We start from the raw sequence: 13,773 nt of genomic DNA on the forward strand, positions 1-13,773 counted from the left end.
GGAGCTCCTTTGAAAGGGGGGGACTGGAGCTCCTTTGAAAGGGGGGGACTGGAGCTCCTTTGAAAGGGGGGGACTGGAGCTCCTTTGAAAGGGGGGGACTGGAGCTCCTTTGAAAGGGGGGGACTGGAGCTTAAAGGTTTGTGAGAGACTAGGTTTAGTCGGGTGCGCACCGCCTCTGCTAAATATTTCTGATAGCTGATTAAAAGCTTTTATCCCCCCTAACCCCCCTTTGAAAGGGGGGGACTGAAGTTTGAAGGTTTGTGAGAGTGATTATGCTTCAGGCATTTTTTTGATACCTAATTAAACAAATTTTCTCCCCTTACAAAAGAGAGTTGACAATCTTACTCCCCCCTTACAAAAGAGAGTTGACAATCCTACTCCCCCCCTTACAAAGGGGGGGTTGGGGGGGATAAAACCTGCAATACGCTGGCAAACACCATCAAAACACTTGATCACTTCATCGTTACAAAAGAGAGTTGACAATCTTACTCTCCTCTTACAAAAGAGAGTTAGCAATCCTACCCCCCCTTACAAAGGGGGGTTGGGGGGGATAAAACCTGCAATACGCTGGCAAACACCATCAAAACACTTCATCACTCCCCCCTTACAAAAGAGAGTTAACAATCCTACTCCCCCTTACAAAAGAGAGTTAGCAATCTTACCCCCCCCTTACAAAGGGGGGTTCGGGGGATAAAACCTGCAATACGCTGGCAAACACCATCAAAACACTTCATCACTCCCCCCTTACAAAAGAGAGTTAACAATCCTACCCCCCCCTTACAAAGGGGGGTTGGGGGGGATAAAACCTGCAATACGCTGGCAAACACCATCAAAACACTTCATCACTTCATCGTTACAAAAGAGAGTTGACAATTCTACTCCCCCTTACAAAAGAGAGTTAGCAATCCTATCCCCCCTTACAAAGGGGGGTTGGGGGGGATAAAACCTGCAATACGCTGGCAAACACCATCAAAACACTTGATCACTTCATCGTTTGTAAAACGAACCACCTCCAAACCATAACCTTCTAATATCTGAGTTCGATGGCGATCGTAAGCTATTCCCTCTTCAGTAAAATGACTTTCCCCATCCACTTCGATCGCTAATTTCAATTTAGGACAATAAAAGTCAACAATAAAATTATCAATTGGTTTTTGTCGCCATATTTTCAATGGAAACTGTCGTAAATATTCTTGCCAAAGTTTACGCTCTGCGGGAGTTGGGTTTTTTCGCATTTCCTTTGCTCGTTCGACGAGTTCAGGATTATAGGGTAAAAAATAACGTCCTTGTTTTAGTTTAGACATGATTTCATTCTTTCTTAAAATATTGCCTAATTTATGTTTTATCCCCCCTAACCCCCCTTTGAAAGGGGGGGATTGAAGCTTAAAGGTTTGTGAGAGTAATTATGCTTCAGGCATTTGTTTGATACCTACAGGACTTACGCAAAATACGAAATTATACGCCACCTGTAGGGGCGAATGCCATTCGCCCTTACTATATATAGTGGTTCTGCGTAAGTCCTGACCTAATCAAACAAATTTTCTCTCCTTACAAAAGAGAGTTGACAATCTTACTCTCCCCTTACAAAAGAGACTTGACAATCCTACTCTCCCCTTACAAAAGAGAGTTAACAACCCTACTCCCCCCTTACAAAGGGGGGTTGGGGGGGGATATCTTACAGAAATATTCGGCTAGTAATTGTTTAGTTTCATTTTTTTAGTATAGCAGTTTGAAATTGATACCAGCCACAAAAAAAAGCTAACTTTTAAAAGTTAGCTTTCTTTTTTTTATTTGCTTGCACCTCCGCAGATGTTTCCATTAATTCCGCTTCGGGTGAAGCGTTAGAGTATTCTTGCGCCCTTTATAGCTGTTGCACATAGTGAGTTTCCATTAATTCCGCTTCGGGTGAAGCGTTAGAGGCGATGAAAGTTTAACACCCTGTCCGCCCGCTTAGATGTTTCCATTAATTCCGCTTCGGGTGAAGCGTTAGAGACATATCGTTACGTTCCTTGCGAACAACGGCGACAACTGTTTCCATTAATTCCGCTTCGGGTGAAGCGTTAGAGTCATGAGGCTGTCAACAATCTAGCAAATGTTGATGAAAATTGTTTCCATTAATTCCGCTTCGGGTGAAGCGTTAGAGTTAGAAAATGCTCTTCTACACCACCGAACTTCTGCTAGATTGTTTCCATTAATTCCGCTTCGGGTGAAGCGTTAGAGCGCTATTAGGCTATTATGTCTCCCCTGAGGATTTTGGTTTCCATTAATTCCGCTTCGGGTGAAGCGTTAGAGCGGACTAGCCTTTGGATTGGCATTTGTTGCATCAGGGTTTCCATTAATTCCGCTTCGGGTGAAGCGTTAGAGAGTTCGGTTTTAGAACAACGACAGAGTAAGGCTTTGAGACCCCCAAAAATACCTACCCCTTTGATTAAAAAGTCAAATCAGCAAATTTTGCCAAAATGACGACCCTCAAACCCGCTCCTGGCAAGGCACATACGCAGTTCAACGAAATAATCAGGGTTTCAGCGATTCTGCGAGGTGCGTATGTGGGGTACCATGCAAAGATGAAAAAACACCTATTAACCACTCCTAAAAAACTAGAAATGACTAAAAAGATACCGCTATTCATTTTTCGAGGTTCTTAATACCATTCCGGTTACTTTTAATATTAACCTTAAGTATACAAATTGTCAACCCCCAATTTCAGTTACCATTTATCATTTATCAGTTATCAGTTTTTAGTTTTTAGTTAGCAATACCAAAGTCAGTTATCAGTTATCAGTCGTAGACTGACACACCTTACAGCGCTTTTCAGTTGAGTAAACCACCCCGTAGGGACGTTGCATAACAAAAATGCGAACGTCCCTACGGGGGAATATTTTTTTTGTGTGGTTCATTAAGCTGAAAACTGCTGTAAATGGTGCAATGCTTTTTTACCATCATAGTTGAATTGAGCAAAATTTATCAAAATCAGGACTTAGGCATAGTGAAGGAAATATCAACGTTTGAGATTGCTATCCTAACGGACTGCTCCGCAAACGCTGCCGTTTGCTGTCGCAAAGCTGCGCTTTTCATGTCCGCGACAGCGGAAACGCAATGACAGAAAAACGTAAGCCCTAAAAATTAAATATATTTTTGCAATAACAACCCCAACTTTTCCTTAGTTGTAGCAGGTACTTTATCCAAAGGAGTCAAAACAGCACTTTTCAAAGCTGAATGAGAATCAGAAACAAACGGATTTTCGCTCAACCTGCGCACAGTTTCCTGAATAACCTTTTGCGCATTCATAACATTCTTCCTTAAATTATTAATCACCATGTCTACAGTCACGCTCTCATGTTCTTCATGCCAACAATCATAATCTGTAGACAAAGCCAAAGTTGCATAAGCTATTTCTGCCTCCCTTGCTAACTTAGCTTCTGGCAAATTTGTCATCCCGATCACTGTTGCCCCCCAACTGCGATATAAATTCGACTCCGCTTTAGTAGAAAAAGCAGGTCCTTCCATACATAAATAAGTGCCAGTGCGATGCACATTTACATCTGCTAAATTCAAACTTTCCGCAGCATCCGCCAGCATTTTTGCTAGTTGAGGACAAGTAGGATTTTCAAAAGTAATGTGTGCTGCTATTCCTGCACCAAAAAATGTCGATACGCGACCTTTTGTGCGATCGATAAATTGGTCTACTACTACTAAGTCTAGGGGTTTGACTTCTTCTTTCAGAGAACCAACTGCAGAAGCAGAGATTAAATATTCCACACCGAGACTTTTCATACCATAGATATTGGCACGAAATGGTAATTCAGATGGTAATAAAGTGTGGTTGCGATCGTGTCTGGGGAGAAACGCTACTCGTGTTCCTTCTAAAGTACCAACAATAAAAGCATCAGAAGGGGAACCGAAAGGTGTATCTAACCTGATCTCCTCTACATCTTTGAGTGCTTCCATTTTGTATAAACCACTACCGCCAATAATGCCAATCTTTACTTCAGTCATTTCAGTTATCAATTATCAGTTATCAGTTCACTAACTTAGCTGTTGAACGATCTTAATTGTCAAAAAAAACATAAAAAATTTATATTTCAATCCGCAATTATCCGTAATTTTTACTAAACCTTTATAAAAATTATCTGGTTTTTATCGTCGTCTAGCGAAACTATTGTTTATAGTTTATTTAAGACCTTTTTTGTTTGGCCTACAGATCAGATTTTTTTAGCTTTCTGGGTGCATTTACTATTGATAAATTTTTTTTCTTTTGTTCAGGACTTACGCAAAATTATAAATCATACACCATTCGTAGGGGCTTTCTGGCATTCGCCCTCTACTAGATATGGTGGTTCTGCGTAAGTCCTGTTGTTCTCAAATTATCGAATTATTTAGTCAAGAAAAATGAAGAATACCAAAATTGAAGCTAGGAAAATTTCCCTAGAATCCGTTGTCAAAAATATTTTGACAGTTAGAAAAATTTCCGCTAGCGATCGCAAAACTTTAAGGTTAGCATTATTCTCGTTTCGTTCTTTAACTGTCACAGAAAAAGAGCAGATCAAAGAAGTTTATGAAGAATTAAAAGCAGGGCGACTTAGTTTAATGAAGTAATTGGAGTTTGAAACTGTTCCCAGTTAAGTGTTTCCTCCATACCCGAAACGGTAGTGCGTCAAGGAAGTGTGGGAAGTGTGGGAGGTGTGGGAAGTGTGGGAGGTGTGGGAAGTGTGGGGAGACGCTCGAAAGTAGGAGGAATAATTGTACCTGTATCTTTCTGGGAAGTGTCTGTCTTTCGTCCTAACTTTTTCTTCTTAAAGCGCTTTTCAGATTAATGAACCACATCGTCAGAACCAAAACCCCGTAGGGACGTTCCATGGAACGTCCCTACTGTGGTTTACTGAAATGAAAACTGCTGTAAACGCTGAATTATTTGCACTTTTTTCCCGACAAAAATCCTAAAAACTTTATATATCAGTGCTTTTCGATTAGATTTGCCAGCCCTACTTGATGAATCCCACACTTTACGCTTTGCACAACCCCCGAAACCAAGAAACCGGGTTTATTGCTCTAATTATTCAAATTATTATATTGCTTTGATAAACCCGGTTTCTGTATTCTATCGCAAAAGCCAAAATCCACTATAAGTCATTCCAGAATCATCAGGTTGTACTAACAAAAAATGTAACCCCTGACTCTGCTGTTTTCTCTGCTCATAAATTTGAGCTGCTCCTGATACTTCCTTGTCTGAAAAAGTAGCAACCACCCACCGATCTACTAAACCTGTTTCTAAAATTAACCCATCGGGATCGCCAGGAATATACTTTAAAATATATGGTTGCGCAGTTTCTAACCATTGAGCTAATCTCATAGACTGACGGCCACCATCTATAACTACACCTGGTATTGGCAGTGTTGAAGATAATCCCAAATTTAAGGGTAAAAGAAATTCTGGTGCTTCTAAAATAGGAATGGGGCGTTCCATAATATCCTCAATATTACCAGCAGGTAATGAAGCAAATCTCCAGCGATCGCCCCACAAATTTTCAGCTAATGGTACAGGGGGAGGAGCATCCAATACTAAAGGTTCGTAAAATTCCCCAGTATATGCTTCCATCTCCTGATATTGTTGCACCCTCTCTAGTAACCATTGTTTTAAAGCAATTGTGCGTCTAGTCGGTTCGACTTTTAACCCTAATATTTGAGCGGCAGTTTCTATTAACCCTAAAGACTGAGGTCGAAATACTTGAATTATATCTGGTAAGTCCTGCTCTTGACGCACTTTTTCCAGTTGTGCTGCTACCCAATTAGCGTTAACTTCTGACTGAGGACACATAGCAATAAATTCTAAACTACGAGTGGGATTGCAAATTAATAATTCCCATAATTGTTGGTCTTGTTTATCCTTGAGGGGACGGCGGTAATAATCTACTTGCCAAATAGTTGTAGTGTCCATCATTTAATTCAAAATTCAAAATTCAAAATTCAAAAGTTAGACAACCAGAAATTTTTAACTTAAAATTCAAAAAATTCAAAAGTTATTTTAGTTATCAGATCGTAGGTTGGGTTGAGGAACGAAACCCAACTATAATAAAGCGCTGCTCATTTTAAATAAACAGGACTTACGCAAAATTCCAAATCATACACCTTATGTAGGGGCGAATGGCATTCGCCCTCTACATGGCATTCGCCCTCTACATAGATATGGTGGTTCTGCGTAAGTCCTGATAAAGAAGAAAGTAAGGATAATAAAGTAACAGATAATCCGTGTATCCGTGCCATAATCTGTGTGAGCCAATCTATTTTTCAATTAAATTCTATGATTAATCCTGCCTTGAGTCAATTTGGTACAACAATGTCCCGCCTTACAGGTGTGCGAGCTATTATGGCGGATATTATTGCCACCCTACGAGCGGGCCAAGGTCAGGAATTTCTCAACTTTAGTTCTGGAAATCCTCTAGTTTTGCCAGAAGTAGAAAAATTGTGGAAGGACACTACCACAAAATTATTAGCAAGTCAAGAATATGGGGAAGTAGTAGGACGTTACGGTTCGTCTCAGGGTTATCAACCTTTGATTGATGCAGTTGTTAATGATTTTAATTCTCGCTATGGATTGAATTTGAGCGATCGCAACGTTTTGATTACTCCAGGTTCTCAGTCTATATATTTCTATGGTGCTAATGCTTTTGGAGGATATACTGACAATCAAACTCTGAAAAAAATTGTCCTACCTCTGAGTCCAGATTATACAGGTTATGGCGGAGTTAGTTTAATTCCAGAGGCAGTAGTTGCCTATAAACCGACTCTGGATATTGATTTTGAGAGTCATCGCTTCAAATATTGTCCCGACTTTAGTCAACTGGTTATTGATGAAAATACTGGTTGTGTCATTTTCTCACGCCCCTGTAACCCCACTGGAAATGTTATTAGTGCTGATGAGGTGAAAAAAATTGCCCATCAAGCTGCTGTTTATAATGTGCCAGTATTTGTGGATGCTGCTTATGCTCCTCCCTATCCAGGATTAAATTTTGTCGAGATGGAACCTGTTTTTGGGGACAATATTATTCATTGTCTGAGTTTATCAAAAGCTGGACTTCCTGGAGAAAGAATTGGCATTGCGATTGGGAATGAACAGATAATTCAGGTTTTGCAGGCGTTTCAGACTAATATGTGTATTCATTCTCCTCGTTACGGACAGGCGATCGCTACTGATGCAATTAATTCTGGCGCTCTAGCAGAAATTTCTAGTCAAGTGATTCGGCCTTTTTATCAAAATAAATTTTCGATTTTAGAATCAACTTTAGAAAAAGCTTTACCCAAAAATTTGCCCTGGTTTCTCCATCGTTTTGAGGGAGCTATTTTTGCTTGGTTGTGGTTAAAAGATTTACCAATGACTGACTGGGAACTTTACCAAAAGTTGAAGGAAGTGGGGGTTATTGTTGTGCCTGGCAGTTCATTTTTTCCAGGTTTACGAGAAGAATGGGTTCATAAACAAGAGTGTATTCGGATTAGTTTGACAGCTTCTGATGAGGATATTCAAGAGGGAATGAAACGTTTGGCTAAGATGATAATTTCGATTTTTTAATGTAGTGGAATAAATGTAGGTTGGGTTGAGGAACGAAACCCAACAAAGCATTATTTTTGTTGGGTAGAATGAAGTTAAAACTAACCTACATTTTTAGGCGTGTCTAAAGATTAGATTGGAAATATCGTAGGGGTTTGGTCTCCAAACCAAAACTTGAGAATTGCTATATCAATTACTAGCATAATAAATCGTAGGGGTTTGGTCTCCAAACCCAAGCTTTAAATTGTTGTATAGACTGAATTGCTCAATAACTGACTTTATTTTTATTGCTGACTGCTGATAGTTAATATCTAAATACTTACCTTTACAGGATTTAACTTTTGAAATTTAAAATTCTCCTCCTGTTGAGTATGCTAAATACGTCAATATCCTACAAATAGAAAAAACACTATTTCAAAAATGATAACTGTCAAAGAAGCAAGAGAAAAAGCACTATCTTTTTTCAGTGAACAAGGACTTAAAATAGAATTTATTGAAAATGTCTCAGTCAAACTTGATGATGCAGAAAAATTGATTAATATAAGCCGTCAAAAACAGCCTCAAAAAATATTAGAAATTGGTACTTTTGTTGGAGTTTCTACTGCTGTATTAGGGTTGTGTTTACCAGAAACAGAAATTGTTTGTATAGATGCCGATCTGCCTGTAAAACTTCAAAATCTTCTCTGCATTAAACAATTTGAAATTAACAATGAAAAGACTAATTTATATTTTGTTGAAAAAGTTTTGCAGCACTTAGAAATTTTGACAAGATTTACCCTCAAGCGAGGTTTTTTTTCTTGTTGTTTCCCAAATCAAGAAGATTTAGATAAAGTTGTCAATTATGGGATTAAACCTGAAGATAGGGAAATTATCGGTCCAGAAATCTGTGAAAAATATGGACCATTCGATATGGCATTTCTAGATGCAGACCATAGAGTGCGACTCGTTGGCCACTAAACTAGGAAACTAGGCATAAATGGCTGTTCCAAGTCAATACATGAGGACAACCTCGACTTGTGAATAACTCTTATGTCCTTCGAGGTGAAATTCCTCCGCCTTGTTGTTAGGTAGAAAGCATAGGCCACGGAGTAGAGACTGAACATCAATCTCCGAAGCTGGCTTAAAAGCGGGATGCGGACCAGTTACCGAGGAACGATACCGCAAGCAAAGGCTGACAAGTGGACGAATAGGAAGGTAATAAAACTCTCGTTACTGCTAACCATCCCAAAGGTAGCTATGGGATGTAGGACGAAAGTCAGAGGGTCTATGGATAATCTTCTTCTGTGGAGATTATCAACAATCATACCGAACCCTCCGGGAGATTTTGCCCCACTAAATCAGTCGTAATAAAGGACTAAGGGAACGAGGAAACCTCTCTAAGACACCTAAGAATATAGGTCGAAATCTTAGGAAGCCATTCAAGGTCAATCTACACATTGGTTGTAGGTCTTAGGGAGAGTAGGATTGGGTAAGAAGCTCTTTATGCTGACGTACCCACTGTTAGACGTAATGTAAGGTAATCAATAGCGATGAATAAAGCTAAAACACTAAAAAGACGTTTAGAAAATCCTAAACCATTTTTAAGCGTGGCATGGGATACAGACGATATACCAGACCAGGTTTGTATCAATCCAAATCTCAAATGGAAAGATATCAACTGGAAACGGGTTGAGAAGAATGTATTTAAGTTGCAAAAATTAATTTACAGAGCATCCAGCCGTGGCGAAATCCGCAAGATGCGTAAATACCAACGACTTCTGACCAAAAGTTACTACGCTAGGTTGCTAGCTGTTAGGCGCGTGACCCAAGATAATCAGGGCAAGAAAACTGCGGGTGTAGATGGTATAAAAAATCTACCTCCTATGCAGAGACTGAACTTGGTTGACTTATTAAATTCACGCTACCTCAAAGCAAGTCCGACCCGTAGAGTCTGGATACCAAAACCAGGGAGGGATGAAAAGAGACCTCTTGGAATCCCAACAATGTACGACCGTGCATTACAAGCTCTGGTTAAGTTAGGTATGGAACCAGAATGGGAGGCACGTTTTGAACCTAATAGCTATGGTTTTAGACCAGGGCGGTCAACACATGATGCCATAGAGGCCATCTATCTCAGCATACACATGAAACAAAAATATGTTTTAGATGCTGATATATCTAAATGTTTTGACCGGATTAACCATGATGCACTGTTGAGGAAAGTAGGTCAAACACCATACAGGCGATTAATCAAACAATGGTTAAAAGCTGGTGTGTTTGATAATAAACAATTCTCAAACACTGTGGAAGGTACACCACAGGGAGGGGTAATTAGTCCCTTACTAGCAAACATCGCCTTACACGGTATGGAGGAAAGGCTAAATGAATTTGCCAAAACTATAGACTTAAAAGATACAAGAGGTCGTCAAAAAAGTTGGCAAAATAAAGTAGATAGCCTAAATCTAATACGCTATGCTGATGATTTCGTAATCTTACACGAAGATATCAAGGTAGTACAACAAGCAAAAGCCGTGATACAGGAATGGTTGAACCAGGTAGGATTAGAGCTAAAACCAGAAAAAACCAAAATTGCCCATACCTTGAAGGAATATGAAGGGAACAAACCTGGATTCGACTTTTTAGGTTTCACAATTAGGCAATGGAAGGTAAAGTCAACCAAACAAGGATTCAAAACGCTGATTAAACCATCCTCTAAGAGTTTCAAAACTCATTATCGGAAGTTGGCGGAAATATGTAACAAATACAAAACCATTCCGACCAAAATGTTAATAACTAAATTAAATCCGGTGATTAGGGGATGGTCTAACTACTTCTCAACCGTAGTCAGTAAAGAGGTATTCAGTAAAATGGATATGCTTTTATGGGAAAGATTATGGAGATGGGCAAATAGAAGACATCCAAATAAGTCGGCTGAATGGGTTAAGAAAAAGTATTTTCCCAAAATTAAACAATCCCGAAGTTGGGAATTTAATGATGGTGGATATATACTGAACCGACACGCAGACGTCCCTATTGTTAGACACGTCAAAGTGAAAGGTATTAAATCCCCATTAGAAGGCGACTGGACTTATTGGAGTAGTAGAATCGGCAAACATCCAGGCATAAGGAAAGAAGTCACAACACTGCTAAAACGGCAGAAAAATAAATGCGCATTTTGTGGACTAACCTTTAGTCCGACTGACCTTATGGAAGTTGACCATATAAAACCAAGGTCTAAAGGTGGTGACAACACAATTAAGAATAAACAATTGTTGCACCGACATTGCCACGACAGTAAAACTGCATCAGATAGTAAAACATATCCAAAATTTAGGGCACAGGATTTACCTGAAAATTATATATGGATTGACGATATGTTAATTCAGAGGCAGGATGTACCTATGACAAGGGACGTTTAAGAGAGGAGCCGTTGATGAGGTGAAAGTCTCACGTCCGGTTCTGAAGACGAGTCGGTTTGGTAACAAACTGGCTTAGTTTAACAAAGAAGCTGTTAAACAAGACCTAATATTACTGTCTCGTTATATTACATCTGGAGGAGCGATCGTTCTTCACGATATGGGTTTAGATTATTGGGGACAAGAAGTGCGACAAGGTGTGGAGCAATTTTTACAAGAATTTCCTCAAAAAGAATTTCGCATTGAAGGTGAAATTGGACTTATATCAGTTTAGGATTAGAAATTTCCAACTAAGACCTACTGCTGTTACATACAAAAACGTCCCTCCAACCTCTTTTGGCAAAATTTTGATTATAGTTTAATTTGCTTAAAAATTCCATATACCGACTTTCTCAAACTTTTTTAGTTAGGGATTCGGTTAATTTTTTGTGTCTTGTTGTAAAATTCACTTTTGAATTGCTACAAATTTTAATTGTTTATATTCAATCAAAAGCTTGTTTTTCATAAAGAAAACCAGCCATTAAAAAAGAAAATTATAGCAGTCGAAGCAAAGATTAAGACATTTCTAAATCCTGGAACCCTTTGACAGTTTACTATTCCCTATTCCCTAGCGCCTAGCGCTATACAAATAATTTAAGTAGGTCGGTGTTGAAGATCATCGTTATGAAAAGGTTTGTAACCTTAATAAACTCAAAATCAATGATTATTAAAAATCATTAATTAAAACGCAAATTTTCCTAGTCAAAGTGGGTGTTAACAGAATAAGCAATTAGAGATATAATGGCATGAGGGGTGAGACCCCTCATGTTATAAATTGATTAAGGAGGTCTAATGCTACAGAGTCTTGAGATTAACAAAACCCACAATATAAATCCTCTAACCAATAACTTCAAGGTCAAAAATGGATATAAATTTGTAGCCACGCCTGAGTATGACCAGACTGAATTAGAATTATTCAAACTTTCAACTATGCCCAGTTGTATTCGCCTTGGCCTAGACGATTTAAAATCTTTTGAAGTAGTGGACCATCAATTTCAAAATTGGGGCGTAAGTTTCTCTAATGCGATCGCTATCGAACCATCAAACCCAGCTTTTGCAGTTCCTTCAGGTATTAAAGTCTTAATGGGAGCGCCAAAAAGTGGCCTAATAGAAATGAACTTTACATCTCCAGTCAAGTTTGTCAGTGGCCTGGTAACAAGTTCCCGCCGAACTGTTTTATCAGCCTATAATCAAAATGAAGAACTCTTGACTGAAGATGAAATGTCCGCTTCAAACTTGCTTGACTCTGATTCAATTATTCTTCCTCAAGTTAAACTGACGGTGAATGCTGAGAATATTTACAAAGTTAGTTTCTATGCTTTTGACGGCCAGCTTATAGTTATAGATTTGAGCTTTGGATTTTAATTAGAATTTAGAATTTAGAATTTAGAATTTAGAATTCTGGAAAATTAAGTTGAAATCAACAATAAATATCAAGTCAAAAGTCACAAGTGAGAAACTAGACTTTTGAAAAATTCACTTGGAATAAATTTTTATTTTTTATGGTATAAATAATAAATAAATTTAGTGGTCTGGTACCAGGAAGTTGCCGAAGTGTTAAGTAATCCTCAAGTCCTATTTGTTCCCTGGTTACATTTTCACCAACCTCCAATTTGGCATAATGGCAAACTACAGGGCAACTTAGAAAAAATGCTCAATAGTGAACCAAATTCAGAAGAGCGTTGGAATGCTCAATGGTTTGCCCAAGCATACAAAAATCCTGCCGGTTATGCTAAACAACTATCTCAAGAAGGTCATCAACCCCGGATGATGGTAGATTATTCTGGAGTATTGCTCGAAGAGATGGCAAAACTTTCGACTAATAGCATTTTCTCTAATCTTAATATTGATGGCGAAGCAGTAGGAGATGAGATCTCTCTGTGGCGAGAAGTTCTCACAGAATATTCAGACACAATAGAATTTACTGGTACTGCATATAGTCACTGTTATTTTCCTGCTACTCCCGAAAGAGATCACGAAGCTCAAATTATGGAATGGCGAAAGGTGTTTGCAGATTTATTTGGGGAAGAGGCGTTATCACGAGTTAGAGGATTTTGGCCACCGGAAATGGGAATGACTGGCAACCCTGCGGAAGCATTGAGATTTATCCGTTTGTTGAAAAAGTGTGGTTATGAATGGATTATTTTACCGAATGCAGCATTGGAACATCCTGAAGGTTGGAGTACGCCAGAGTTAGAAAACAGGGTGCATTGGTTGGTAGTGGAATCAGAGGGTGAGTCGGAACGTATTCTATGTGTGGTAAGGGATACGGATATGGGGATTCGACAACAAAGCGGTCAAAATGCTGAGGGTTGTATTAATGATGTGCGATATCGTGGTCGAGAAGTGGGAATGAAACCACCTGCTTTGGTGGTGCCGACTTCTGATGGGGAAAATGGTAATGTAATGATGTTTGAATATTTTAAAAATTCTTTTGCTCCTCTGTTTCGACAGCGCGATAGCTGGTCGGATGTGGGTTTTATGACGGTAAGTCAATATATCGATACTTATTTATCGGCAGGACCAGCAACAGAAGTGAGACTGAAATCAACAGGTGGTTCGTGGATCGGAGGTCATCAGCAATGGCAAGAGGGAGATTTACGACAAGAGGTATTGGCAGCAGTTGAACAGTTGAGTCAAGATTATGCCAAGGTTGTAGAGTCTGGCAAGGGTTCTGCTGAAAAAACTAGAGCGTTATTGTTGTGTGAAACCAGTTGTTTTGTTTATTGGGGTTCTGATTTTTGGGCGCAACAGGCAAAGTTATTTATTGACTCGGCAAGAGAAATGTTGGATTAG

General features: G+C 39.1%; 10 protein-coding genes and 1 CRISPR repeat array. Of the genes, 7 read left to right on the plus strand and 3 right to left on the minus strand.

The features are described 5' to 3' along the window. Positions 1 to 917 precede the first annotated feature (917 nt). Positions 918 to 1,304 carry an endonuclease domain-containing protein gene (locus F6K40_RS23105; protein ID WP_293139450.1) on the minus strand — a complete coding sequence of 129 codons (387 nt, stop codon included), beginning with the start codon at positions 1,302 to 1,304 and terminating at the stop codon, positions 918 to 920. A 507-nt stretch (positions 1,305 to 1,811) separates the two neighbouring features. After that, positions 1,812 to 2,364: a CRISPR direct-repeat array (repeat unit 36 nt; unit sequence GTTTCCATTAATTCCGCTTCGGGTGAAGCGTTAGAG). 759 nt (positions 2,365 to 3,123) lie between these two features. Then, on the minus strand, positions 3,124 to 3,996 hold the full coding sequence (locus tag F6K40_RS23110; protein WP_293139451.1) for an S-methyl-5'-thioadenosine phosphorylase: 873 nt from the start codon (positions 3,994 to 3,996) through the stop codon (positions 3,124 to 3,126). Between the two features lie 393 nt (positions 3,997 to 4,389). Between F6K40_RS23110 and F6K40_RS23115 the strand changes: the two genes are divergently transcribed. Both F6K40_RS23115 and F6K40_RS23120 read left to right on the plus strand, forming a co-directional pair. Then, positions 4,390 to 4,596, plus strand: coding sequence for a hypothetical protein (locus F6K40_RS23115; RefSeq protein WP_293139452.1), 207 nt, complete (start codon positions 4,390 to 4,392; stop codon positions 4,594 to 4,596). Between the two features lie 53 nt (positions 4,597 to 4,649). Continuing rightward, complete coding sequence (locus tag F6K40_RS23120) at positions 4,650 to 4,814, plus strand: hypothetical protein (protein ID WP_293139453.1); 165 nt, start codon at positions 4,650 to 4,652, stop codon at positions 4,812 to 4,814. A gap of 284 nt (positions 4,815 to 5,098) precedes the next feature. Here the strand turns inward: F6K40_RS23120 and F6K40_RS23125 are convergent, their stop codons facing one another. Beyond that, complete coding sequence (locus F6K40_RS23125) at positions 5,099 to 5,938, minus strand: Tab2/Atab2 family RNA-binding protein (protein WP_293139454.1); 840 nt, start codon at positions 5,936 to 5,938, stop codon at positions 5,099 to 5,101. A gap of 363 nt (positions 5,939 to 6,301) precedes the next feature. Between F6K40_RS23125 and F6K40_RS23130 the strand changes: the two genes are divergently transcribed. The 5 genes from F6K40_RS23130 to F6K40_RS23150 all read left to right on the plus strand — a co-directional run bounded on the left by F6K40_RS23130 (position 6,302) and on the right by F6K40_RS23150 (position 13,773). Further along, the gene (locus tag F6K40_RS23130; RefSeq protein WP_293139474.1) at positions 6,302 to 7,564 is read left to right on the plus strand and encodes a valine--pyruvate transaminase; all 1,263 of its coding nucleotides are present in this window, start codon (positions 6,302 to 6,304) and stop codon (positions 7,562 to 7,564) included. Positions 7,565 to 7,963: 399 nt separating this feature from the next. Then, on the plus strand, positions 7,964 to 8,500 hold the full coding sequence (locus tag F6K40_RS23135; RefSeq protein ID WP_293139455.1) for an O-methyltransferase: 537 nt from the start codon (positions 7,964 to 7,966) through the stop codon (positions 8,498 to 8,500). 572 nt (positions 8,501 to 9,072) lie between these two features. Then, the gene (gene ltrA / locus F6K40_RS23140) at positions 9,073 to 10,941 is read left to right on the plus strand and encodes a group II intron reverse transcriptase/maturase (protein WP_293139456.1); all 1,869 of its coding nucleotides are present in this window, start codon (positions 9,073 to 9,075) and stop codon (positions 10,939 to 10,941) included. An 828-nt stretch (positions 10,942 to 11,769) separates the two neighbouring features. Beyond that, positions 11,770 to 12,342, plus strand: a complete 573-nt coding sequence (locus F6K40_RS23145) for a hypothetical protein (RefSeq protein WP_293139457.1) — start codon at positions 11,770 to 11,772, stop codon at positions 12,340 to 12,342. Positions 12,343 to 12,504: 162 nt separating this feature from the next. Then, a complete protein-coding gene (locus tag F6K40_RS23150) occupies positions 12,505 to 13,773 on the plus strand; it encodes a polysaccharide deacetylase family protein (protein WP_293139458.1) in 1,269 nt (422 codons plus the stop codon).

Origin of the sequence: Okeania sp. SIO3I5 (assembly GCF_010672085.1) — a bacterium.
Classification (GTDB): domain Bacteria; phylum Cyanobacteriota; class Cyanobacteriia; order Cyanobacteriales; family Microcoleaceae; genus Trichodesmium.

What these genes read in the sequence shown, in the direction of transcription:
- F6K40_RS23105 (WP_293139450.1), bottom strand. Translation starts at nt 1,304, where the DNA reads ATGTCTAAACTAAAACAAGGACGTTATTTTTTACCCTATAATCCTGAA.
- ltrA (WP_293139456.1), top strand. Translation starts at nt 9,073, where the DNA reads ATGAATAAAGCTAAAACACTAAAAAGACGTTTAGAAAATCCTAAACCA.
- F6K40_RS23125 (WP_293139454.1), bottom strand. Translation starts at nt 5,938, where the DNA reads ATGATGGACACTACAACTATTTGGCAAGTAGATTATTACCGCCGTCCC.
- F6K40_RS23135 (WP_293139455.1), top strand. Translation starts at nt 7,964, where the DNA reads ATGATAACTGTCAAAGAAGCAAGAGAAAAAGCACTATCTTTTTTCAGT.
- F6K40_RS23110 (WP_293139451.1), bottom strand. Translation starts at nt 3,996, where the DNA reads ATGACTGAAGTAAAGATTGGCATTATTGGCGGTAGTGGTTTATACAAA.
- F6K40_RS23115 (WP_293139452.1), top strand. Translation starts at nt 4,390, where the DNA reads ATGAAGAATACCAAAATTGAAGCTAGGAAAATTTCCCTAGAATCCGTT.
- F6K40_RS23145 (WP_293139457.1), top strand. Translation starts at nt 11,770, where the DNA reads ATGCTACAGAGTCTTGAGATTAACAAAACCCACAATATAAATCCTCTA.